This is a genomic window from Pseudoxanthomonas sp. 97-1-1, from assembly GCF_057773125.1.
Genome location: NZ_JBYMTJ010000001.1, coordinates 358,342 through 382,337 on the forward strand (window position 1 = coordinate 358,342; position 23,996 = coordinate 382,337).

At 66.8% G+C, this 23,996-nt stretch carries 18 protein-coding genes and 2 tRNA genes; 8 read left to right on the forward strand and 12 right to left on the reverse strand.

What is annotated here, in order from left to right:
- Positions 1-87: 87 nt before the first annotated feature.
- Together rnd and AC3DET_RS01670 are read left to right on the forward strand one after the other, a co-directional pair.
- Positions 88-1,197 (forward strand): ribonuclease D, encoded by a 1,110-nt coding sequence (rnd, locus tag AC3DET_RS01665; protein ID WP_488390523.1) that lies wholly within the window; start codon positions 88-90, stop codon positions 1,195-1,197.
- Positions 1,198-1,214: 17 nt separating this feature from the next.
- Positions 1,215-1,290: transfer RNA gene (locus tag AC3DET_RS01670), tRNA-Ala, on the forward strand.
- A 131-nt stretch (positions 1,291-1,421) separates the two neighbouring features.
- On the opposite strand, the gene AC3DET_RS01675 is transcribed toward AC3DET_RS01670, so the two are convergent.
- The 3 genes from AC3DET_RS01675 to AC3DET_RS01685 all read right to left on the reverse strand — a co-directional run bounded on the left by AC3DET_RS01675 (position 1,422) and on the right by AC3DET_RS01685 (position 7,069).
- Positions 1,422-4,190: a TonB-dependent receptor gene (locus tag AC3DET_RS01675; protein WP_488390524.1), complete on the reverse strand. Its 2,769-nt coding sequence runs from the start codon at positions 4,188-4,190 to the stop codon at positions 1,422-1,424.
- A gap of 318 nt (positions 4,191-4,508) precedes the next feature.
- Positions 4,509-5,435, reverse strand: coding sequence for an alpha/beta hydrolase (locus AC3DET_RS01680; protein ID WP_488390525.1), 927 nt, complete (start codon positions 5,433-5,435; stop codon positions 4,509-4,511).
- 17 nt (positions 5,436-5,452) lie between these two features.
- On the reverse strand, positions 5,453-7,069 hold the full coding sequence (locus AC3DET_RS01685; protein WP_488390526.1) for an alpha-glucosidase family protein: 1,617 nt from the start codon (positions 7,067-7,069) through the stop codon (positions 5,453-5,455).
- Between the two features lie 374 nt (positions 7,070-7,443).
- On the opposite strand from AC3DET_RS01685, the gene AC3DET_RS01690 reads away from it, so the two are divergent.
- Both AC3DET_RS01690 and AC3DET_RS01695 read left to right on the forward strand, forming a co-directional pair.
- Positions 7,444-8,829, forward strand: a complete 1,386-nt coding sequence (locus tag AC3DET_RS01690) for an MFS transporter (RefSeq protein WP_488390527.1) — start codon at positions 7,444-7,446, stop codon at positions 8,827-8,829.
- A complete protein-coding gene (locus AC3DET_RS01695) occupies positions 8,829-10,505 on the forward strand; it encodes an alpha-amylase family glycosyl hydrolase (protein WP_488390528.1) in 1,677 nt (558 codons plus the stop codon). Before AC3DET_RS01690 ends, AC3DET_RS01695 begins: the two co-directional genes overlap by 1 nt.
- A 162-nt stretch (positions 10,506-10,667) precedes the next feature.
- Here the strand turns inward: AC3DET_RS01695 and AC3DET_RS01700 are convergent, their stop codons facing one another.
- From AC3DET_RS01700 to AC3DET_RS01715, 4 genes are all read right to left on the reverse strand, one after another.
- Entirely contained in the window at positions 10,668-11,702 is a 1,035-nt protein-coding gene (locus AC3DET_RS01700; protein WP_488391153.1) for a LacI family DNA-binding transcriptional regulator, read from the reverse strand.
- A gap of 194 nt (positions 11,703-11,896) precedes the next feature.
- Positions 11,897-12,379 carry an OsmC family protein gene (locus AC3DET_RS01705; RefSeq protein ID WP_488390529.1) on the reverse strand — a complete coding sequence of 161 codons (483 nt, stop codon included), beginning with the start codon at positions 12,377-12,379 and terminating at the stop codon, positions 11,897-11,899.
- Between the two features lie 40 nt (positions 12,380-12,419).
- Positions 12,420-12,941: a rhodanese family protein gene (locus AC3DET_RS01710; RefSeq protein ID WP_337730061.1), complete on the reverse strand. Its 522-nt coding sequence runs from the start codon at positions 12,939-12,941 to the stop codon at positions 12,420-12,422.
- 10 nt (positions 12,942-12,951) lie between these two features.
- On the reverse strand, positions 12,952-13,263 hold the full coding sequence (locus AC3DET_RS01715) for an ArsR/SmtB family transcription factor (protein WP_488390530.1): 312 nt from the start codon (positions 13,261-13,263) through the stop codon (positions 12,952-12,954).
- 75 nt (positions 13,264-13,338) lie between these two features.
- On the opposite strand from AC3DET_RS01715, the gene AC3DET_RS01720 reads away from it, so the two are divergent.
- Positions 13,339-14,199 carry an MBL fold metallo-hydrolase gene (locus tag AC3DET_RS01720; RefSeq protein ID WP_337730063.1) on the forward strand — a complete coding sequence of 287 codons (861 nt, stop codon included), beginning with the start codon at positions 13,339-13,341 and terminating at the stop codon, positions 14,197-14,199.
- A gap of 6 nt (positions 14,200-14,205) precedes the next feature.
- Here AC3DET_RS01720 and AC3DET_RS01725 read toward each other — a convergent pair whose 3' ends face one another.
- The 5 genes from AC3DET_RS01725 to thrA all read right to left on the reverse strand — a co-directional run bounded on the left by AC3DET_RS01725 (position 14,206) and on the right by thrA (position 21,018).
- Positions 14,206-14,943 carry a murein L,D-transpeptidase catalytic domain family protein gene (locus AC3DET_RS01725; RefSeq protein ID WP_488390531.1) on the reverse strand — a complete coding sequence of 246 codons (738 nt, stop codon included), beginning with the start codon at positions 14,941-14,943 and terminating at the stop codon, positions 14,206-14,208.
- Positions 14,944-14,998: 55 nt separating this feature from the next.
- A complete protein-coding gene (locus tag AC3DET_RS01730; RefSeq protein WP_446537313.1) occupies positions 14,999-16,039 on the reverse strand; it encodes a L,D-transpeptidase in 1,041 nt (346 codons plus the stop codon).
- A gap of 168 nt (positions 16,040-16,207) precedes the next feature.
- Positions 16,208-17,497 (reverse strand): threonine synthase, encoded by a 1,290-nt coding sequence (thrC, locus tag AC3DET_RS01735; RefSeq protein ID WP_488390532.1) that lies wholly within the window; start codon positions 17,495-17,497, stop codon positions 16,208-16,210.
- Positions 17,498-17,558: 61 nt separating this feature from the next.
- A complete protein-coding gene (locus AC3DET_RS01740; protein WP_488390533.1) occupies positions 17,559-18,488 on the reverse strand; it encodes a homoserine kinase in 930 nt (309 codons plus the stop codon).
- A gap of 37 nt (positions 18,489-18,525) precedes the next feature.
- Entirely contained in the window at positions 18,526-21,018 is a 2,493-nt protein-coding gene (gene thrA / locus AC3DET_RS01745; protein WP_488390534.1) for a bifunctional aspartate kinase/homoserine dehydrogenase I, read from the reverse strand.
- 520 nt (positions 21,019-21,538) lie between these two features.
- Between thrA and AC3DET_RS01750 the strand changes: the two genes are divergently transcribed.
- The 3 genes from AC3DET_RS01750 to AC3DET_RS01760 all read left to right on the forward strand — a co-directional run bounded on the left by AC3DET_RS01750 (position 21,539) and on the right by AC3DET_RS01760 (position 23,993).
- Positions 21,539-21,615: transfer RNA gene (locus AC3DET_RS01750), tRNA-Arg, on the forward strand.
- 256 nt (positions 21,616-21,871) lie between these two features.
- Positions 21,872-23,404 carry an L-piperidine-6-carboxylate dehydrogenase gene (gene amaB, locus AC3DET_RS01755; RefSeq protein WP_488390535.1) on the forward strand — a complete coding sequence of 511 codons (1,533 nt, stop codon included), beginning with the start codon at positions 21,872-21,874 and terminating at the stop codon, positions 23,402-23,404.
- Between the two features lie 310 nt (positions 23,405-23,714).
- The gene (locus AC3DET_RS01760) at positions 23,715-23,993 is read left to right on the forward strand and encodes a DUF4190 domain-containing protein (RefSeq protein WP_337730070.1); all 279 of its coding nucleotides are present in this window, start codon (positions 23,715-23,717) and stop codon (positions 23,991-23,993) included.
- The last annotated feature ends 3 nt before the right edge of the window (positions 23,994-23,996 follow it).

Consider the following 23,996-nt stretch of genomic DNA (forward strand, 5'->3'; position numbering starts at 1 on the left):
GACACTACCGGCAGACGATACGGGCTGAGCCCGGACCTTAGGTTATTGTCCCCTGACTGAGCAAACCACGCATCACGCGGAGATTTCGTGCCCCACTGGATCGACACCCCCACCGCGCTGGACGCGCAGCTGCAACGCCGGCCCACGCGGATCGGCCTGGATACCGAGTTCGTGCGTGAACGCACCTATTGGCCGCAGCTGGCGCTGGTGCAGATCGCCATCGACGACGACGTGCTGCTCGTCGACCCCCTGGTGCCGGGCATGACCGATGCGCTGAGGCCGTGGCTGCTGGACACCACGATCACCAAGGTCATGCACAGCGCCAGTGAAGACCTGGTCGCGTTCAAGTTCGCCTGCAATGCGTTGCCCACGCCGTTGTTCGATACGCAGATCGCCGCCGCCATCGGCGGGGTGGCCGCCGGTCTGGGCTACCAGAAGCTGGTGGAACGCATCACGGGCGTCGTGCTGCCCAAGGGCGAGACCCGTTCGGACTGGCTGCGCCGCCCGTTGAGCGAATCGCAACTCCACTACGCCGCCGACGATGTGCGCTATCTGTTCGCGGTGCACGACGCGCTCCGGACCGGACTGGCATCCAGTGGCCGCCTTGCGTGGCTGGAAGAAGACTGTGCCCGCTTCGTGGAGAACGCGGCGCACGACGAGGGCGAACGCTGGCCGCACCTGTCCATGCGCAGCGCGCAGTTCCTCGATGCCGACGCGCAGCAGCGGCTGGTGCGCCTGCTGCGCTGGCGCGAAACGCAGGCCCGCGCCAGCGACAAGCCGCGCAGCTGGATCCTAGACAACGAGCTCGCGGTGGGCCTCGCCCGCACGCCGCCGGTGGACAAGGCGGCGCTGCTGCGCCTGTTCGACACCCAGCCCAAGGCGCCCCGCAAACTGGCCGACGCCATCTGGCAGACGCTGTCCACGCCGCTGGACGACGAAGCCGGCATGCCGCTGGCGCGCAATGCCACCGATGGCGACAAGGCGCAGGTCAAGCGCCTGCAGGATGCGGTGTCCGCCCGCAGCGCCGAACTCGGCCTGCCGGACGGCGTGCTGGCCTCGCGCCGGTATCTGGAGGCGCTGCAGGAATCGGGCCAGTGGCCCGCCGCGCTGTCGGGCTGGCGGCGCGGCGAACTGGAGCCCACGCTGGCGCCCATCCTGGCCCGCGCGGGCTTGGCACAGGAAGCGGCCACGGGCTAGAATGGCGCCGCTCTTGTGGGGCCATAGCTCAGCTGGGAGAGCGCGTCGTTCGCAATGACGAGGTCGGGAGTTCGATCCTCCCTGGCTCCACCAAACACCCGAAAGGCCAGGCGTATGCCTGGCCTTTTTCGTTGCCGGTCCTGCAGCGCCGGTCTTGCCCCCGCCCAAAGAAAAAGCCCGCCGGCACAAGGCCGACGGGCTGGGAGAGCAAAGTATCGCGTGAATCAGAACTTGTAGCTGACGCCCAGCAGGTAGCTGCGGCCCCACTCGACGTATTCCAGCGGACGGTCCTTGGTGCCGGCGTAGGTCTGGTAGGCCTCGTCGGTCAGGTTGCTGGCCTGGAACAGCACGCTCAGGCCGCTGAGCGCATGCCCGTCCGGGAACGAGTAGCTGACCTGCGCGTCGGTGATGTTCTCGCCGACCACGTAGCGCAGCGTGCGGTTGCCGTTGAAGTTGCCGATCTCACCGATGAAGTCCGAACGCCGACGCTGGTTGATGCGCGCCTCGAAGCCGTTCTTCTCGAAGTACACCGTCAGGTTGTAGACCCGCTTGGACAGGCCCGGCAGATCGATATCGCCTGCACCCACGCTGGACGCACTCTCCGGATCGCGGATCTGGATGTTGCTGTCGTTGAACGTGGCACTGGCCACCGCACCGAAGCCCTCCAGCGCATCGCTGAACATGTCGAACGGCAGCGACGCCGACAGCTCCAGGCCCTGCAGCGTGCCACCCTCGCCGTTCACCGGCCGCGAGTAACTGCCCGTCGGGTTGACACCGACGCCCGGGAAGTTCGGGTGCGGCGGGATGTCGGACGTGTAAGCGGACAGGTCGTAGAAAGGATCGGTCTGCGTGTAGATGTAGGTCTGCAGATCCTTGTAGAAATACGCCGCAGCCACGTACGCCTTGGTGCCGAAGTACTTCTCGTACGACACGTCGAACGCATACGCCCGCCACGGATCGAGCATCGGATTGCCGCCGCTGGCGAAGCTGTTGCGCAGGCCGGTGCCGTTGTTCTGGTCCGGGCCATCGGACGCCGTCACTTCCAGCGAGGCGCGCAGCTGGTCCACGCGCGGGCGCGCCACCTGCTTGGCCAGCGCGACACGCAGGGTCTGGTCGTTATCGAAACCGAACGCCAGGTTCATGCTCGGCAGCACGTCGGTGAAGGTCTTGCCCATGTGGATGGGCAGCGGATTGCTGCCGCCACTGAGCCTGATCGCGTCGGAAGCCTGATCGACGTGCTGGACCTGCACGCCGGCATTGCCGCGCACGCTGACGCCGCCCCATTCGGTATCGATGTTGCCGCGCACGTAGGCCGTGGTGGTCTTCTCACGCACGTCCCATGCCTTGGCGACGAGATACGGGAACGCGCTGTCGCTCGGCTCGAAGGTCATGTAGCGCGCGACGGCTGCGGGCACGTTCCAGGACGGGATGTAGCCGATGCCGGCAAAGCTGAGATCGACCGGACGGTACTGCAGATCTGACCCGATCGCCGTGATGCCCTGCGCGCCAAGGTTGATGTTGGCCTCGGGCTGACGCTTGTTCTTCTCGCGGTCGGCGTAGTTCAGGCCGACATCGATGTCGGTCATCCAGGACAGGAACCCGGGGGCCGGCAGGGACGCGGCCAGCTTGCCCGTGCGGAGTTCATCGACCACGCTCGGCACCTTGCCGTAGCCCGAGCCGTAGATCGTGCCGGTCAGGTACAGCGACTCCGGATTCGAGTAGTCGCGCCCGGGATTGATCTGCGAGAACCCGTTGTTCCTGAGCTGCAACTGCAGCGTGTCCAACTGCGGCGCCGGCAGCATCTGCGTGTTGTTCTCGAGGTTGAGCTCGTCACGCTTGGCGCGGGACCAGCCCACGTCGGCGATGATGCGCACCTGGCCGGCCGTGAACTCGTTGTTCCATCCGAAGGCATTGATCTCGTCTTCGCGACGGTTGTACATGCCGCGCACCAGCGGGTACACGTTGCCCACGGTGCCGCCGGTGAAGGTATTGTCGCCGTTGATGACAGGATTGGTGACGTCCAGACGACCATAGCCGCCGTTGTAGTCGCCGATATGGACTTCGAACTGGTTGGCGGTATCGACCTGCTCGGCTTCCGAATGGAACAGGTCCAGCGTGCTCGTCCACGCATTCGACGGACGGAACTGCACCGTGGCCATCACGCCGTCGCGCTTGGTTTCGCCGGTGCGGCGCAGCGCCTTGATGCCGTCGGAATAGAACGTGCCGGCCGGCACGCCCGGGCGCCAGTTGTCGCCGATGGCCTGCCAGGGCTCATACAGGCCCACCTGGTTTTCCTGGATCGGCGTGGTGGTGTGCGAGTACCCGATAGAGAAGCCGAAGGTGCGCGCTTCATTCTGGGTGATGTAGCTGGCGTTGATGCGCTCGCCGTAGGCGGACGCATCGGCCGCCGCGCCGAGCGAGTTGCGCTGGCCGCGTACGCCGACGGTGCCCACCGGCGCATCGAAGCTCAACGGGCGCACGGTCTGCATGTCGATGGTGCCCGACAGGCCCTGGCCGATGAGGCCGGCATCGGGCGTCTTGTATACCGTCACGCCGCCGACCAGCTCGGACGGATACTGGTCGAACTCGACGCTGCGGTTGTCGCCGGTGCTGACCATCTCGCGGCCGTTTAGCAGCGTGGTGGAGAAGTCGGGCGACAGGCCGCGCACGCTGATCACCTGCGCGCGACCCGCGACGCGTTGCGCGGCCAGGCCGGGCAGACGGCCGATGGATTCGCCGATGCTGACATCCGGCAGCTTGCCGATGTCTTCGGCGGATACCGCCTCGACGATGGAGGTGGAATCGCGCTTGACCGAAATGGCGCTCTCGATGCCGCGGCGGATGCCCGTCACCACCACGGTGTCCAGTTCGGTGGCCTCGGCTTGCTGGTTCTGTTCTGCGGCGGTTTCGGCGGTCTGGGCCTGTACGCCCGTCGCGGTGAGCGCGATGGCGGACGCCAACGCCGCGCTCAGCAGGTTGCGCTTGAGTTGCATGTTCCCCTCTCCAAGGACGTTGTATGCGATGAACCGGGTGCGTCGCAGAATGCGATCGCCCGGGTCTGCCACGCCAGGGGCAAGTGCCCCGAAACGTGCGGCAATGGTAGTGGCGCACGCAGCTGCACAATCCGCGCTGCATACGTATTCATGCATATTCCAAGCCGTGATGTAACACGCGTTCCGCGCGCACGGTCGACCGCGCACATGCACGATGCAAGGCATCGCCGCAGTCGTTCAGGCAACAGGTCTCCGCACGCGCAAGGCAGTCATGCGGGTGCGCGTGAAAGGCTTAAGGGACGTGGATGTCCGCTGCTGTCAGGGCCGCAGCAGGAAACCCAGCGGCACTTCGATGCGGTCGCGCCAGGCGGCCTCGTTGTGGGTGGCGCCCAGGTAACGGTGGCTCAGCAGATCCGTGCCGGGACGATACCCACGCGCCCGCATCACACTGTCGACACGCTGCTGGTAGGGCTCGTACATCGCGTCGATGGCTTCGGTGCCATAGTCGAAGTAGAAGCGGTTGCCGCCGGGCGCAGGCAGGTGCTGCGCCAGATAGCCTTCGACGATGCCACCGGCGATCGGCCAGTGCGTGGATACGCACCCTGCCCCGCCGAACACCTGCGGGTACTCCAGCACCGCATACGCGGAAATCAGACCGCCCATGCTGGACCCCATCACGAACGTGTCCGCCGGGCCGGTGAGCGTGCGGTACTGCGCATCGATGAACGGCTTCAGCTCGGTGACGAGGAAGGCGAGATAGTCGTCCGCGATGATCTCGGCCGTCGGAAACGGCGGATCGCCTGGCGTGGGAATAAACGCCTCGCCGTGGATGGCCTTGCGCGGCATGTATTCCTGCAGGCGCTTGGGCGTGTTCCATACGGCGACAACGATGGCCGCGCGCGCATGTCCGTTGGCAATCAGGCGCGTCATCGCCTCGTCCACGCCCCAGTCCACGCGGGTGTAGGAGGTCGACGGGTCGAACACGTTCTGCCCATCGTGCATGTAGAGCACGGGATAGCGTGCGCCGTCCGCTTCCGTGTAGCCCGGTGGCAACCAGACGTCCACGTTCCTCGCCGCGACATGGCGGGAAGGGAACTGCGCGTGACGCAGCAGCGTGCCGGTGACACCCTCGCCCGTCACCGCCTGCGCGGCGGCGATGGAGGCTGCGCGCTCCTGCGCCTGCGCGATGAACGACGCGGCCAGCAGCAACAGCGCAATCCCGATCCTGCCCAGGCATATGCCCATCGTCGCGTCCCGTTGATTCAGTCGATGAGGGCGTAGTACACGCCGCGGGGAGGGAGCATGAGCCCGCCATCCTGCAGGGTGCCGGACGGCAGGCCGTGGCTGTCCACCGCACGCGGCACGATGCCTCCCGGCAATGCCCACGAGGCCTCCTGCGACGACAGGTTGAACACCACCAGCATCGCCGCGCCCCCGGTCTCGCGCACGAAGGCGAGCACTGGCTCGGGGGCATCCAGGAAGCGGATGCTGCCCACCCGCAATGCAGGCTGGCTGCGTCGCCACGCGAGGAAGCGCCGCACCTGGTTGAGGATGGAACCGGCATCGGCTTCCTGCGCAGCGACATTGGTCGCCCGGTGTTCCGCGGGGATCGGCAACCACGGATCGCCGTGGCTGAAGCCGGCCTGCTCGCCATCGTTCCACGGCATCGGCGTACGGCAACCATCGCGGCCCTTGAAGTTCGGCCAGAACGTCTTGCCGTAGGGATCCTGCAATGCTTCGTAGGGCACATCAGCTTCGGGGAGCCCGAGTTCTTCGCCCTGGTACAGGCAGACCGAGCCGCGCAACGAACACACCAGGGCGACCAGCTGCGCCGCCAGGGCCGGTGACGCATCGCCGTTGCCCCAGCGCGTGACCGCACGCTGGACGTCGTGGTTGGAGACCGCCCAGCAGGGCCAGCCGTCGACCATCGCGGCTTCCAGCCGCTCGACCGTGTCGCGGATGTAGGCGGCGCTGCCGTCATCGGTCAGCAGTTCGAAGCTGTAGCCCATGTGCAGGCGCTGGTCGCTGACGTACTCGGCGGTGGTGGCCAGCGAGTCCTCCGACGAGATTTCACCCAGCGCGGCCGCGTCCGGATAGCGGTCCAGCAGGCCGCGCAAACGCTCCAGGAACGGGATGTTCTCCGGCTGCGTGTTGTTGAAATAGTGGTACTGGTACGCGTACGGATTATCGGGACTGAAGCCGCGCCCCACCCGCTTTTCCTTCGGCTTGGGTGGGTTGTCGCGCAGTTGCGCATCGTGGAAGCAGAAGTTGATCGCGTCCAGCCGCAGGCCGTCCACGCCCTTGTCGAGCCAGAACTGCACATTGTCCAGCGTGGCCTGCTGCACCGCCGGATTGTGGAAGTTCAGATCGGGCTGGCTGGCGAGGAAGTTGTGCAGGTAGTACTGCTCGCGGCGCGGCTCCCAGCGCCAGGCCACGCCACCGAACAGCGACATCCAGTTGTTGGGCGGTGTGCCGTCTTCCTTCGGATCGGCCCACACGTACCAGTCGGCCTTGGGGTTGGTGCGGTTCTCGCGGCTCTCCTTGAACCACGCATGGTCCACCGAACAGTGACTCAGCACCTGGTCGATCATCACCTTGACGCCCAGTGAGTGCGCCTTGGCGAGCAGGCGATCGAAATCGGCCAGCGTGCCGAACAGCGGATCCACGTCGCGGTAATCGGCGATGTCGTAGCCGAAGTCCGCCATCGGCGACTTGAAGAACGGCGAGATCCAGATCGCGTCCACGCCCAGGCCGGCGATGTAGTCGAGCTTCTCGACGATGCCCGGCAGGTCGCCCACGCCATCCCCGTTGGTGTCCAGGAAGCTGCGGGGGTAGATCTGGTAGATCACTGCGCCACGCCACCAGTTGTTCTTCGTCATCGATGCACCCGTCCGCAATGCGCGGCACACCCCTCCGGTGCGCTCGGCGGGCGCCACTATTCCACGAGCCACCGGCATGTGTGAGCGGAGGTCGTCATGGGTGTGCATGAATACGTATGCAGATGACATGACGCGTGCGCCATGCAGTGCGCGCGCCCGATCACCGGCGAAGGTCGCATGCTGCCCTGAAAGCCATGTGGCACAAGGACTTTTGCGTTGGGCACGCGCGAAAGAGCGGAGCGGACGTCCGCTGTCGCGCATGCGCGCATTGTTTGCGGTGCAGCATGGAATCGTCCGCGCTTGCCTGCAAGATGCCGCCACGCCCGCCACCACGCGTGCCCACTTCCGACCGCATCGCACTGCCAGGGACCCCGATGACCGCCAAGCCCCGCCTGTCCTTCTGGCAGATATGGAACATGTCGTTCGGCTTCCTGGGCATCCAGTTCGGTTTCGCACTGCAGGGCGGCTTCATGTCGCGGATCTTCCAGACCCTGGGCGCGGAGAAGGACGCGTTGCCGCTACTGTGGATCGCAGCGCCGCTCACGGGCCTGCTGGTGCAGCCGGTCATCGGCTATTTCAGCGACCGCACCTGGCATCCCCGACTGGGACGGCGGCGCCCCTACTTCCTCGCGGGCGCGATCCTCAGTTCGATCGCACTGGTCTTCATGCCGCACTCGCCCACGTTGTGGATCGCGGCCGGCCTGTTGTGGGTCTTGGACGCGAGCATCAACATCAGCATGGAACCCTTCCGTGCGCTCGTGGCCGACAAGCTGCCGGAGAGCCAGCGCTCCTACGGTTTCGTGCTGCAGACCCTGATCATCGGCATCGGCACGTGGGTCGCCAGCAACCTGCCGTGGTTCATCACGCAACTCGGGGTCTCCAACGAGGCGGGCCCGGGCGTGGTGCCCCCGTCGGTGAAGATCGCCTTCGCGATCGGCGCCTTCGTCTTCATGGCCAGCATCCTGGTCACCATCCTGACCACGCGCGAGTATCCGCCGGACGATCTGGAGCGCTTCCACGCCGACAAGCGTGCGCAGGACAACGTGGCCAGCGAGATCGCCCGGCATGTCGCGCACATGCCGGCGCAGATGCGGCGCCTGGGCATGGTGCAGTTCTTCAGCTGGCTGGCGTTCTTCGCGATGTGGAGCATGGCCACGCCGGGCCTGACGGAACATGTCTTCAACGCGCCGGCACCGGATCCGGCGGCATTCGACATGGCGGTGCCTGCACAGGCAGCGGCCTTCCAGTCGGCCAATGCGGCGTTCCAGGATGCTGCCGACCTCGTGGGGTCGTACATGGGCTATTACGGCCTGTCGTCGATGCTGGTGGCGCTGCTGCTCAGCTTCTATGCCGCCCGCTTCCCGCTCAATCGCAAGGCCGTGCATGCGGGCTCGCTGGTCCTCGGCGGCGTGGGCTTCCTGTCGATGTGGTGGGTGCCGCACCCGGCCTGGCTGATCGCCTCGTTCGCGCTGGTGGGCGTGGCGTGGGCCAGCATCCTGTCGATGCCGTACGCGCTGCTGTCCAGCCATGTACCGGCGGAGAAGATGGGCATCTACATGGGCATCTTCAACATGTTCATCGTGGTCCCGCAGATCGTCGCGGCCACGCTGCTGGGCCCGGCACTGCGCGCATTCTTCGCCAATGAAGCGATCTTCGCGCTGGTCATCAGCGGCGTCAGCCTACTGCTGGCCGCCCTGGCCCTGGCCCGCGTGCACGAAACCCCGGACGCCGCCGCCCCCATTTCCTCGCAGGCCCACTGATGAAGTACACCCACCGTTCGCTCGCCGCCGCACTGGCGGTCCTGCTGTACGCACCATGCACCGTGCTGGCCGCCGACGAGTTCTACGGCACCACCGAACCTTTCGCGAAGGAAGCCGTGTACTTCGTGCTGACCGACCGCTTCGTCAACGGTGATCCGTCGAACGACCATCGCGACCAGGGCGGCAAGAACCCGACCTTCGATCGCGCCACCCCCGGTGCGCCCGAAGGCCAGACCGACAACGTCGGTTACCTGGGCGGCGACTTCAAGGGCGTACTCGACAACGCCGGCTACATCCGCGATCTCGGCTTCACCTCGGTGTGGATCACCCCGATCATCGACAACCCGGACGAAGCCTTCACCGGCGGCGAAGAAGTGAAGTGGGCCGGCATGTTCACCGACCGCGGCAAGACCGGCTATCACGGCTACTGGGGCATCAACTTCTACAGGCTGGACGAGCACCTGCCCAGCGAAGGACTGGATTTCGCCGGCTTCACGAAGGCGATGAAGGAGCAGAAGCTCGACGTGGTACTCGACATCGTCGGCAATCACGGCTCGCCCGCGTATTCGATGCCGAAGATGCAGCCGCAGTACGGCAAGATCTGGGACAAGGACGGCAAGCTGATCGCCGACCACCAGAACCTCGACCCGGACAGACTGGACCCGCGCCGCAAACCGATGCACGCGTTCTACAACACCGGCGGCGGACTGGCGCAGCTCTCGGACTTCAACGAGAACAATCCGGCGGTGATGGAGTACCTGGTCGGCGCCTACGAGCAGTGGATCGACCAGGGCGCGGCCGCGTTCCGCGTGGACACCATCGCCTGGATGCCGCATGCGTTCTGGAAGGAATTCGCTGATCGCATGCGCGCGAAGAAGCCGGGCTTCTTCATGTTCGGCGAGAACTTCAACTACGACGCCGCCAGCATCGCCAGCCACACCTGGACCCGCAACGGCAGCTACAGCGTGCTGGATTTCCCGCTGAAGGGAAAACTGGCCGAAACCTTCGAGAAGCCGGGCACCAGCTACGAGGAGATCGGCAAGGCGCTGTACCTGGAAGACGGCCCGTACGCGAACCCGTACGACCTGATGACCTTCTACGACAACCACGACATGGCGCGCATGAACGCCACGGACGCGGGGTTCATCGATGCCCACAACTGGTTGTTCACCGCACGCGGCATCCCGGTGATCTACTACGGGTCGGAAACCGGCTTCGAACGTGGCCGCGCGGAACATGCCGGCAACCGCAACTACTTCGGCCAGGACCGCATCGACGCTGCGCCGCAGAGCCCGATCTTCGCCCCCTTGAAGCGCATCGCCCAACTGCGCCGCGACACACCCGCACTGCAACGCGGCCTCCAGCTCAACGTGCGCATGAAGGGAGACCAGGCGATCTTCTACCGCGTGCTGCAGCACGGAGGCGTCAACCAGACCGCGCTGGTGCTGCTGAACAAAGCCGATGCACCCGCAAAGCTGTCGGTATCCGACCACCTGCAGGCCGGCACCTGGCGCGATGCGTTCACCGGCAAGACCCAACGCGTGCGCAACCGCCTGCAAGCGGAGGTGCCTGCGCACGGCGTGCGCGTGTTCCTGCTGGACGCGCCGATCACGCGCGCCGATACGCGCGCACGCCTGGGCGAGCTGATGGCACGCAAGGCGCCCAAGGCGGACTGAAGTCAGTGCCTTCTGTAGGAGCGACGTAAGTCGCGACCGCAGACCACGCATGCCATGAACGCGTGTTGGCGTATTCGCAACGGAATTCCGTCCAGGACATCGAGCGCCAAAGCGGGCTGATGGCATCCGGTCGCGACTTACGTCGCTCCTACAACGGTGCCCTCACTTTGCCGCCGTCGACCCGCGCAGCGCCAGCCTGACCGGGATGGTCTGGCTCTCCGCCGGTTCTCCGTTGATCAGGGCCAGCAGGGTTTCCACCAGCAGGGCGCCGGCGCGTTTGGTGTCCTGCTGCACCGTGGACAGGCCAGGGTTGACGAAGCTGGCCAGCGGAATGTCATCGAAACCCGCCACGGCGACGTCCTCCGGCACGCGCAGGCCGCGTTCGAGCAAGGCCTTCATCGCGCCCACCGCGATCAGGTCGCTGGCTGCGAAGATCGCATCGAAAGGCACGCCACGCGCGAGCAGTTCGCAGGCGGCTTCATGGCCGGACTGCTCGGTGGTGATGGCATCCACCTGCAAGGCGGTGTCCGCTTCCACGCCTGCGGATTCCAGGGCCTGCCGGTGCCCGAGGTAGCGCTCGAAGAACTCCGGATAGTGGTTCGATGCATGTCCGAGGAAGGCGATGCGCTGCCGCCCCTGCGCAATCAGGTGGGCGGTGATGTCGTGCCCGCCCTGGGAGTTGTCGCAGCCGATCGACACACCCGGCGTATCCGGCTGCACGGCGCCCCAGCGCACGAAATGGGTGCCCTGCTCCACCAGCCGCTCCAGCCGGCCGCGTGACTCCAGGTAGTCTCCGTAACCGAGCAGGATGATGCCGTCGGCCTTCTTGCTGTCTTCGTAATCGGCCTGCCAGTCGTTGGACAGCTGCTGGAACGAGATCAGCAGGTCGTAACCGCGCAACGCGCATGCACGGGTGATGCTGCCCAGCATGGACAGGAAGAACGGGTTGATGGACGACTCATCCGGGGTGGGGTCTTCGAAGAACAGCAGCGCCAGGGTGCCGGAATGCTGGCGACGCAGGTTGGAGGCGTTCTTGTCGACCTTGTAGTTCAGTTGCTCGGCGATGGCCAGGATGCGCTTGCGCGTCTCCTCGTTGACCATCGGGCTGCCGCGCAGCGCGCGCGACACGGTGGGCTGGGACACGCCGGCCAGGTGGGCGATGTCCAGCGATGTGGCTTTCCCCTTGATGGGCGCGATCACGGACGGCTTCGGATACGGACTGCGGAGGACCGGATCATGCCACGCCCGAACGCTGGCGGCGATCCGGGAGCGCGAGGCGTGCGCGGCCCTTCTCCTCCCTTGCGGGAGCGACGCAAGTCGCGAAGGGGCAGCGGTAACGCTTCATCGCGACTTGCGTCGCTCCCACAAGGGCAGCCCGCCCCACCCGCAACTCAGGACTCGCCGTGGTCCGCCCGCGCGGTGCCATGCAGCTGGACGCCGTCGGCGTCGGTGATGCTGACGGAGACATCGATGCCGTGACGCACGCTTTCGGTCACCACGCAGAAGTTCTCGAACTGGGCCAGGATGCGCTCGAGCGACGCATGCGCCGTGCCGGCTTCCGCAAGCCGGATGTCGGCATGGATGTGTCCCACGCGCAGCCGCCCCTGTTCGTTGCGAACCAGTTCGGCCGTCGCATGCGTCACCAGCTTGCCTGGTGAATTCTTGAACTTGCGCAGCGCGAACAGCAGGCTGGCCGACAGGCAGTTGGCCACGGCCGACACCAGTAGCCGCGTCGGGTTCGGACCCTCTCCCTTGCCCAGCGGCTCGGGTTCATCGGTCATCAGCTCGGCGATGGTGGTGTCGTCGAAGCGGATGCGGAAGGCGTAGTCGTCTTCCTGCTCGAGGGTGATGCTGACCGTCTGGGATTCGCTCATGGGAGACTCCGTTGGAAAGGGGAATGGGCGATGGCCCGGATCATGCAGTCGCGCGGCGATTCCAGGGCATCCATGCCAACACGCGTGCCATGCCGCAGAATCCGCTGACACCCGCGAACACCAGCCCCGCCCCCACGAATCCGGACAGCAGCAGCCAGTACGGCGATGCCAACACAGAAAGCAGAACGCCCGCCAGCACCAGCGCCCCGGCCGCGATCTGCACCTGGCGCATCAGTTCGATCGGCTGGGTGCGATCCGCGCGCACGGGCAAGCCTGCCTGCTTCCACGCTTCCAGCCCGCCCTCCAGCAGGAAGGCATCGCCTCCGGCGGCCGCTGCGAGTCGTACCGCATTGGCCTGTGTGCGCGCACCGGAGCGGCAGTGGAACACGACCGCTGCGGCCGTGCCCTTCTGCAAGGGTATGCCCGTGCGCGAGACCGGCCAGAGGATGGCGCCGGGAATATGTTCGCGCGCGTGTTCGTCGGGATTGCGGATATCCACCAGCACGGCACCCATGGCACGCATCTCGTGCGCTTGCTGCGGGGAAATCGAAGGAATCGTCATCGTGTTGCCCTCAGGGACAGTAGAGATCTTTCAGCACCGTGATCAGGCGCACCAGGCGCGGATCGGCGATGCGGTAGTACACCGTCTGCGCTTCGCGCCGGCTCTCCACCAGCCCGTCGTCGCGCAGCCGCGCCAGGTGTTGCGAAAGCGCCGACGGGCTGAGCCCGACCTCCTGCGCCAGCGCGCCGGCACTGCACTCGCCCCACGCGACCAGCGTGCACAGGACCAGCAAGCGGCCGTCGTGACCCAGCGCACGCATCAGCCCGGCGGCTTCTGCGGCGCTGGCACGCATCTGGTCCAGTTCACGTTGTCTGAAAGGCATCGGGCACACTTTACTTTAGTGTTTTCTTAATTTAGTCTAGTCTAAATTAAAAAACAACCCCTCCCGGGAGGACACATGCAGATTCCCGTCACGCACGCCCAGTTCGATGAAGCCACCAACACCGTCAGCTACGTGGTGTGGGACCCCGCCACCCGGCAGGCGGCCATCATCGACCCGGTGCTGGACTACGACCACCGTTCGGGCCACGCCTCGCACCGTTCCGCCGACGCCCTGCTCGCCTTTGTTGCGGAACAGGGATTGACGGTTGCGTGGATCCTGGAGACGCATGCGCATGCCGACCACCTCAGTGCGGCGCCCTGGCTGAAAGAGAAGACCGGGGCACCGATCGGCATCGGCGAACACATCCGCGATGTGCAGCGCACGTTCGCGCCCGTGTTCGGGCTGGCCGACGTCAGCGGCGATGGACGGGAATTCGACCGGTTGTTCCGCGATGGCGAGACGTTCCCGCTCGGCGGGCTGGAGGTCCGCGTCATGCATACCCCCGGCCATACGCCGGCCTGCGTGTCCTATCGGATCGGCGACGCGGTGTTTGTCGGTGACACGCTGTTCATGCCCGACTACGGCACCGCGCGCGCCGACTTTCCCGGCGGCGATGCCCGCACCCTGTACCGTTCGATCCACGCACTGCTGTCGCTGCCGGACGACACGCGCCTGTTCCTGTGCCACGACTACAAGGCACCGGGTCGCGACCACTACGCGTGGGAAACCACCGTCGCCGACGAGAAGGCACGCAACGTGCACATCGGCGGCGGCGTGACCGAAGAGGATTACGTGAAGATGCGCGAAGCGCGCGACGCAACGCTGGCGGCGCCGGTGTTGCTGCTGCCATCGCTGCAGGTCAACATCCGGGCCGGACAATTGCCCGAGCCCGAAGCGAGCGGGCGGCGTTACCTGAAGATCCCGCTGGATATCTGAGGCGCGTCAGCCGCCCGCGCCCGACGGGGCGGGATGCGCGGCCACGCCCTGGCCGCAGTCCGCGCCCAGCAGGCGCGACTGCTTCAGCCAGGCGGGATCCGGGTAGTACGCGAACACGAACGAGCCGCCGCGGATGCTGTCGATCAACGGCCGCGCCACTGCCGCACGCACGGCCGGACAGCCGAGGCTGCGTCCCAGGCGCCCCTGGGCGCGGATCAGGGCATCGCTGACATAGGGTGCGCCATGGATGACGATGGCGCGTTCGCGCGCGTTGTCGTTGAAGCCGGGCTCCAGCCCCTGCAGCCGCAGCGAGTAGCCGTTGGCACCGCTGTAGGACTCCTGGGTGACGAACGAGCCCAGGCTCGACATGTAGCTGCCGTTGGCGTTGGAGAACCGGGTGGCCAGGTTCTCGCCGGTATTGCGCCCATGGGCCACCCACTCCTCGAACAGCAGGCGCTGGCGCTCGAGATCGAACACCCACATGCGCGGCTGGGTGGAAGGACGCGAATAGTCGATCACGCTGAGCCGGTGCGCGGGGACAGGTTCACCTCGCCGGATCGAACACGTCATCGCCCGGGCTGCCATCGAGAGCACCTTCCGGTCGAGCGCCGGCGCGGCGCGGTGCAGCGCGTCGACCAGGTGTTCGGCAGACCCCGGCGACGGTGGCCCGGCGGTGGCCGTGCCCGCCAGCAAGAGACCCGGCACGACAATGCAGCAGGACAGAAGGCGACGGAACGGGGTCATGACGGACATCCGGCGGGGGAAGAAAACGCCGGCATCCCGATTCCGTCCGCAAGGCTCAGCGTACGACCGGTGTGGGGCCGGCTTCATCGGATTCCAAGACCGGCACCGTCCCCTGTTCGGCTGGCGTTGCGCGCACGCCCGGCAGGTCCGACAGCAACACCGTCGTGCCCGGTGTCAGGATGCCGTACAGCCGGCGCGCGAAAGCCTGGGGAATCCAGAACGCATCGCCCAACGAGCGCAGCGGCGGCATCGGCGCACCTTCTTCGCCGAGCACGCGATGGGCGACCCAGCGGTACTCCTTCTGCTCGGGATCCAGCAGGCTGGGAATGTCTTCCTTCTCCGTGGTCATCACCAGCAGGACCGTGCCGTTGAGGGCGAAATCGGCCACCTTCTGCAACGGCGCCGCACCGATCAGCACGCCGTTGCGCAGCACGGACACGCGCTGATCGTGCAGGCTGACCAGGATGCTGACAGGGCCTTCCGGCGATGCCGCTTCGTTCCAGTAGACCTCGTAGGCCGACAGTTCCGGATGCGCCGCCTCGCCACCCGAGGTGACCGGTGCAAGCACCGCCGGGTGCACCACGCTGGCCGGCGATGCCTTCGCGTTCGCCACCACCACCGAGTCGCCGAAGTGCGTGATGCCGAACAGCTTCTCGGCGAAGGCCTGCGGCAAGCGCACGCACCCATGCGAAGCGGGATAGCCGGGCAGATGGCCTCCGTGCAGCGCGATGCCGTCCCACGTCAGCCGCTGCATGTACGGCATCGGTGCGTTGTTGTAGAGGTTGGAACGGTGGTCCTTGTTCTTCTGCAGGATGGTGAACACGCCGGTCGGCGTGTCCTTGCCCGCCTTGCCCGAACTGATCGTCGACACCCCGATGGCGATGCCGTTGCGATACACGTAGGCACGCTGTTCGTCCAGGCTGACGACCAGCACCACGGGGCCCTCGGGCGCGATCTGCGGATACCAGAGGAACTCGCCCGGCTTCAGCGCGCGGACATCGGGCGGCGAGACGGCGGATTGCGCGCGCGCCGTGGGGAGAACGGCACCAACGAGCAGCGCGACCCACAGGAAAGCGGGCAGGAAGTATCGTGTCATCGGATGAGCTTAGCGCAGGACGGTGCACCCTCGTGCGATGTTCGCGACGCCCTTCGGCGGGCAGGTGACCTGAGCGACGCGACCTCGGGTTGTAGGGACGACGCAATTCGCGAACGACCAGGCGGCGATACGTCGCGAATCACATCGCTCCCACAACGGCGATCTGGACTACTGCAGCAGGCGCTTGCGCAAGGCGCCGTAGTCAGCGGAGATCGGATCGGCATGCGCCGGACGCGCCAGCAGCTCGGCCAGCGCCGGTGGCACGTCGACGGTCCGCCCGATCAGCGGCTCCACCACGCTCTCGAACTTGGCCGGATGCGCCGTGGCCGCCACCGCCCAGTCGCCGGCCTCGCCCTGCGCGCGCAGATCCTCCAGCACCTTGATCGCCGTGGCGGTGTGCGGGCAATGCACCTCACCGTGGTCGCGGTAGCGCCGCGCGATCACTTCGCGGATGGTGGCGTCGTCGACATGGGCCGCCGTGAAGGCGGCGCGCAATGCAGCATCGTCGTCGCCGAACAGCCAGCGCAACCGCTCGAAGTTGCTGGGCGCGCCCACGTCCATCGCGTTGGCCAGGGTCGCAATGCTTGAGGCCGGTGCGTAGTCGCCGCCGCCGAAGAAATCCGGCAGCACGCGATTGGCGTTGGTCGCCAACGCGATGCGCCCCAGCGGCACGCCCAGCGCACGCGCCAGGATCGCGGCCAGCGCATTGCCCAGGTTGCCGGTGGGAATCACGAAGTTCAGTACCCGCCCGGTCGCCGCACGATGCGTCAACGCCGCATGCGCGTAGTAGCTCATCTGCGGCAGCAGGCGCCCCAGGCTGATGCTGTTGGCGGAACTGAGCGGCGCTTGCGCCTGCAGCTCGGCATCGTTGAGGGCGCGCTTCACCAGGGCTTGGCAGTCGTCGAACGAACCGGCCACCCGCAGCGCCGTGATGTTGTCGCCGAAGCATCCCAACTGGTGCGCCTGCCGTGGCGACACCCTACCATCGGGATACAGCACCACCACGCGCAACCCGGGCTGGCGATGGAACGCGGCGGCCACCGCCGCGCCGGTATCGCCCGAGGTGGCCACCAGGATGGTCAGCGGCTTGGCTTCATGCCGACGCAGGCGTGCCATCGCGGCGGCTAGGAAGCGTGCACCGAAATCCTTGAACGCCGCCGTGGGCCCGTGGAACAGCTCCAGCACGTAATCGTCCGGCGTCCCGAGCGAGACCAGTGGCGCGGGAAAATCGAATGCCTCCCGGCAGATCGCCGGCAGTTCAGCCGCCAGCGCATCGCCTTGGAAGAAGGGCGCGAGCAGGGCAGCGGCCGTATCCGCGATATCGCTTCCCGGCGACAGGTCGCGAGGTGGCGGCAGCGCTTCTGGCACGTACAGCCCGCCATCGGGCGCCAACCCGGCGGCGATGGCCTGGCTGAGCGTGGCAACGGGCGCGGCGTGTCGAGTGGAAATGAAGTTCATCTGGAAGGTGACCTGTAGGGGAGCCGCCCTGCCAGGCGGCTCGACCGGAAATGGAGAAGGCTCAGTGCGCGGACAGCAGCTCGGCACCGGTCGCGTTGATCGGCGACACCCAGGCCTGGCTGTCGAAGCCGGCCGCTGCGAACGCCGCCTGCACGAGAGGCACTGCCGCTTCCGCCTCGCCACGCGACTCGAACCACGCGAACACGCTGGGACCGGCGCCTGAAATGCTGGCGCCCATCGCACCGGCTTCCAGCGCGGCGCTTTTCGCCGCGTCGAAGCCGACGATCAGCGGTGCACGGCGGGGTTCGACCAGCACGTCACGCAACCCTGCACGCACGAGCGCAGCATCGCCTGCATGGCAACCCGCGAGCACCAGCGCCAGGTTCGCGCTCTGCGCCACGAAGTCCTTCAGTTCGTAGCTTCCCTGCAGGGCAGCGCGCGCGCGCCGGGTTTCCAGGATGGCGTCCGGATGCACCAGCACGCTGTGCCAATGCTCCGGCACGGGAACGCGTACCAGGTGTTCGGATGTCGACAGCACCAGGCCGCCCAGCAGCATCGGACCGAGGTTGTCGCCGTGCCTGCCGCCGCTGGCCACCGCCTCGCCTACCAGCGCATGCGGATACAGCTGCTCCCGGCTCAGCGGCGTTTCCAGCAGGGCATTGGCTGCCACCAGTGCCGCGACGCAGGAGGCTGCAGAGCCGCCCATGCCCGAGCCGAGCGGAATGCCCTTCTCGATCTCCACCTCGAAGCCGAACGGCAGCGCCAGCGCCTCGCGCAGCGAGATGAGCGCCGCGCCCGCGGTATTCCCCGGCGCATCCAGCGGCAGGTCCACGGTCGCGCCACGGATGGCGGCGATACGCACCTCCGGCGCATCGATGCGGCGCACGCCCACCGTATCGCCGACCCCTTCGATCACGTGACCGAGGATGTCGAACCCGACGCCCACGTTGCCCACCGACGCCGGCGAAAACGCACTTGCCTGCTCCCTCATGCCCACGGCTCTCCTGCTTGCAACCTCGAATCCGGCATCACAGCTTCGCCCCCTGCCCGGCCGCCACCCGCAACACGTCGGCGAACACGCCGGCCGCCGTCACTTCCGGACCTGCACCCGGGCCCTGCACGATCAGCGGATTGTCGCAGTAACGGCGCGTGGTGAACTGCACGATGTTGTCGGTCAGGCGCAGATTGCCGAACGCATGCGCAGCAGGCAGTTCCACCAGGCCCACGCTGGCACGGCCTTCCGCATCCAGTTTGGCCACGTAGCGCAGCACGTTGCCTGCGGCCCGCGCCTTCGCGAGCTGCGCGTCGAAACCGGCATCCACTTCGCCCAGCCGTGCCATGAAGTCATCGACGCTGGCCTGCCGCAGCGATGCCGGCACCAGGCTTTCCACCTGCACGTCTTCCAGCGCCAGCTCGCGCCCCGCTTCACGCGCCAGGATCACCAGCTTGCGCGCCACGTCGGTGCCGGACAGGTCATCGCGCGGATCGGGTTCGGTATAGCCCAGGCCACGCGCTTCCGTGACCAGTTGCGAGAACGGCACGCTGCCGTCGTACTTGTTGAACAGCCAGGCCAGGGTACCGGAGAAGATGCCCTCCACCGACACCACCGCGTCGCCGGTGTCCAGCAGGTCACGCAGGGTGGAGATCACCGGCAAGCCGGCGCCCACCGTGGCCTCGTAGCGGAAACGTGCGCCGCTGGCGGACGCCGCCTCGCGGATCGCGTGGTAGCGCGGCAGCGGGCCGGCGCCAGCCTGTTTGTTCGGCGTGACCACGTGGATGCCGGCCGCCAGCCACTCGGCATACCGGTCCGCGACCAACGGGCTGGCACTGCAATCCACGATCACCGCATGCGGCATGTGCGCCGACAACAGGTGCTGGGTGAAGCGATCCAGGTCGGCCGGTTGCGGGCTTGCTTCGAAGCGTGCGCGCCAGTCGGCGCCGATGCTGCGCTCGTCCAGCAGCATGCGCTTGCTGGAGGCGATGGCGCGCAGGCGCAGGTCGAGGTTGGCCTTGCCCAGCAGTTGCGGCTGTGCGGCGCGCAGTTGCTCGATCAGCGTGGCGCCCACGTTGCCCGGCCCGATCACGCCCACGGCGAACGTCTGCGGCGACAGCCAGAAACCGGCGTGCGCGGCACGCAGCGCCTTGGTGGCGTCCGCACTGTCGATGGCGACCGAGATGTTGCGTTCGGACGAGCCCTGCGCGATCGCCAGGATGTTGACGCGTGCGCGGCCCAGCGATTCGAACAGGCGCGCGGCCACGCCCGGCTGCCCGGCCATGCCGTCGCCGACGGCGGCCAGAACGCTGACGCCTTCCGTCAATTGCACGCGCTGTACCTGGCCCACCGTGAGCTCGTGTGCGAAGGCGGTGAGCAGCGCGGACTGCGCACGCGCCGCCTCGGCGCGGCGCACCACGCAGCAGATCGAATGTTCCGACGATCCCTGCGAGATCATCACCACCGACACGCGCGCATCGCGCAGGGCGGCGAACACCCGCTCCGCCGTGCCGGGCACGCCGATCAGGCCGGTGCCTTCCAGGTTCAGTACCGCCAGGTCGGGGCTCAGCGTCAGTCCCTTCACGGGTCCGCTGACATCGCGCTCGGCGGTGATGCGGGTGCCGGGGTGCTCCGGATGGAAGGTGTTGCGGATGATGATGGGCAGGCCGCGTTCCATCGCCGGCGACATGGTCTGCGGATGCACGACCTTGGCACCGAAGTAGGCCAGTTCGCAGGCTTCGTCGTAACTCAGCGTGTCCAGCTGCACCGCTTCCGGTACCACGCGCGGGTCGGCCGACAGCACGCCGTCCACGTCGGTCCAGATGTGCAGCTCGGCCGCGTCGTACAGCGCGGCGAAGATCGCGCCGGAGTAGTCGCTGCCATTGCGGCCGAGCGTGGTGATGCGGTCGTTGCGGTCGCGGGCGACGAAGCCGGTGGCGACCACGCGCTGTTGCGGATGGACCTTCCGCCATTCCGCCAGGCGCTGCGCGCTGATCGTCCAGTCGACATCGACGCCCAGGTCGCTGCGATCCACCACCAACACGTCGCGGGCGTCGAGTACCGAGCAATCCTCGCCCAGCGTGCGCAGGTAGTCGCCCAGCAGGCGCGCGGACAGCACTTCGCCCAGGCCCTGCACGCGATCCAGTACTTCGCGCGGGAGTTCGCCGATCACCCCGAGCGCCGCCAGGATCTGCGCGAGCTGGTCGAAGCGTTCCTCCACCCAGTCCAGCGTGCCGCCGGCGCTCTCACCGAGCAGCGCCACGGCCGCGCCCCGATGCCGCGCACGCAGCTCGTGCCAGCGCTCGCGCCATTCCTCCTGCCCGCGCGACGCGAGTTCGGCCAGTTCGATCAACGCGTCGGTCACGCCCTTCATCGCCGAGACCACGGTGATCTGGAGGTCCTCTTCGCGCGCCAGCAGCAGTTGCGCCACGTGGCGGTAACGTTCGGCATCGGCAACGGACGTGCCGCCGAACTTGTGGACGACGACGCGCGGTTTGGATTGTTCGACTTCGGCGGTGCGGGACGACATGGGTCAGGAACCTCGGGTAGGAGGCCCGGCACGCATCAGGAATCGGGGTTGCCCTGCATCCTGATCCGGGTGCGGGGCCGTGGTCTGCGAATTACGCGAACACAACCAACCGCACCCGACGAGTCAGGGTGGTAATGGTGGTGGTAATGCCGGTACGCCCGGCACAGGCACGCGACGGCGCCGGCTGCGTGGCCGGTGTCGGATTCGTCGTGTGGAGTGCATGGAAGCGCATGCTGGAAGAAAAGCACGGCACCCCGGGGGGCTGTCAAGCGCTGCGTCGCAACAAAGCCAATGATTTCAGTTGGATGCAACTGAAACCAATGCGGCCCCGGGATGTCTTCCGCTGCGCGTGGAGCATCCGCGCATGCATCCGCCATGTCGCGCGACGGACATGCATGCGGCCCGGCCGATCCGCATTGCATGCCGGATTCGCGTGTGGCTTGCGTGCCTTTGCAGCGCGGTCGCGCGGCCGGCGAGCGCGTTCAACCCGTCATCCGTTCGTGCGAGAATCGCCGCCGATGGCCCCGTAGCTCAGCTGGATAGAGCGGTCCCCTCCTAAGGGACAGGTCGTGCGTTCGAATCGCGCCGGGGTCACCATCTTCCATCGCACGCCGTCGCATCAGCCTCACTCCCGCCCCCTCGGCGAATCGCCGAATGCCATCATCCGGAGTCGGCGAACCGAACAAACCCCGGCAGCGGATCAACGGCCGCGCACGCAAGCGGTTGTCGCGCAAGAACCTCTGGAAAAACACGGAGTTACGCGAAGCCGGCACACGTCGCTCTGATAGAATCGTGCCCCCTGCGACGCCGCGGTTTCCGCTGGCGTCCTCCGCATTCGATCCCTGGAGCTTCCATGCCTGCTGACCTTCTCAAGGCCCTTGGCCTCGCCAACACCAACTCGGGTACCTACCTCGGCAGCGGCGAATGGTCCACGACCACCGATGCCGGCCTGCTGCAGTCGATCAACCCGACCACCAACGAAGTGATCGCCGAAGTCCACGCCAGCAGCCAGGCCGACTACGAGAAGATCGTCGAACGTGCCCAGGCCGCCTTCAAGGTGTGGCGCACCACCCCCGCGCCGCGCCGCGGCGAAGCCGTGCGCCTGTGCGGTGACGCGCTGCGCCGGCACAAGGATGCGCTGGGTTCGCTGGTCGCGCTGGAAATGGGCAAGAGCAAGCCCGAGGGCGATGGCGAAGTGCAGGAGATGATCGACATCGCCGACTTCGCCGTGGGCCAGAGCCGCATGCTGTACGGCTACACCATGCACTCCGAGCGTCCCGGCCACCGCATGTACGAGCAGTACCAGCCGCTGGGCCTGGTCGGCATCATCAGCGCGTTCAACTTCCCGGTCGCGGTGTGGGCGTGGAATTCGTTCCTGGCCGCGATCTGCGGCGACATCTGCATCTGGAAGCCGTCCAACAAGACACCGCTCACCGCGATCGCCAGCATGAAGATCTGCAACGACGCGCTGAAGGCCGGCGGCTTCCCGGATATCTTCTTCCTGATCAACGACGCCGGCGTCGAGCTGGCGCAGCAGTTCGTCGACGACAAGCGCATCCCGCTGATCAGCTTCACCGGCTCCACCCAGGTCGGCCGCACCGTCGGCGAGCGCGTCGCGCGCCGCATGGGCCGCAGCCTGCTGGAACTGGGCGGCAACAACGCGATCATCCTGGACGAAACCGCCGACCTGAAGCTGGCCATTCCGGGCATCGTGTTCGGCGCCGTCGGCACCGCCGGCCAGCGCTGCACCACCACGCGCCGCCTGATCGTGCACGAATCCATCTACGACACCGTGCTGTCCACGCTGATCAAGGCGTACAAGCAGGTGGAAGGCAAGATCGGCGATCCACTGGACCCGGCCAACCTGATGGGCCCGTTGAACAGCCAGGCCGCCGTGCAGCAGTTCCTGGCCTCCATCGAGAAAGCCAAGGCCAGTGGCGGCACCGTCGAAACCGGCGGCACCGCCATCGACCGCCCGGGCAACTTCGTGTTGCCGGCCATCGTCACCGGCCTGAAGAATTCCGATGAAGTCGTGCAGCACGAGACCTTCGCGCCGATCCTGTACGTGATGAAGTACAAGACGCTGGACGAAGCCATCGACATGCAGAACGCCGTGCCGCAGGGCCTGTCGTCGTCGATCTTCACGCAGAACCTCAAGGCGGCCGAGCAGTTCCTGTCGGCGGCCGGCAGCGATTGCGGCATCGCCAACGTCAACATCGGCACCAGCGGCGCGGAGATCGGCGGCGCGTTCGGTGGCGAGAAGGAAACCGGCGGCGGTCGCGAGTCGGGCTCGGACGCATGGAAGGTCTACATGCGCCGGCAGACCAACACCATCAACTACTCCGACTCGCTGCCGCTGGCCCAGGGCATCAAGTTCGACCTGTAAGGAATGCCGGAACAACTGGCCCCGTTCCTGGTGAACCTGTCGATCCACACTCTTTGCGGTGGGTCGACGGATCAGGACCGTGCTGCTTCGCCATGAGACGCATGGTTCGACAAGCCCACCTCGAACGGCCGTGAAGGCACAGCGCCTGTCTTGATGGATCTGTCCAGGCTTTCCCACGCCGGAGCCGGACCGGCATGCCCTGAACGGGCCAGCATCTGGGATAATCGCGCCACTCCATCGGGTGGCGCGATTTTTTTGTGCGCCCGATCCTGCGCCATCGCACCTCCCTGACCCCTGCACGGAGATCCTGATGAACCAAGCCCGCACCACCAGCAGCCTCGCCATCGCCAGCCTCGTGTCCGGCATCCTCGGCTGGACCCTGTTGCCCTTCATCGGCACGCTCGTCGCCATCGTCACCGGCCACATGGCGCGTGCGGAGATCCGCCGCAGCCAGGGCCAGCTCGACGGCGACGGCATGGCCATCGGCGGTCTGGTGCTCGGCTGGGTATCGGCCCTGTTGTGGGTGGTCGGCATCGCGGTGATCTTCCTGTTCCTGGGCGGCATGGCCTGGCTGGTGACGCTGAACTGAGCC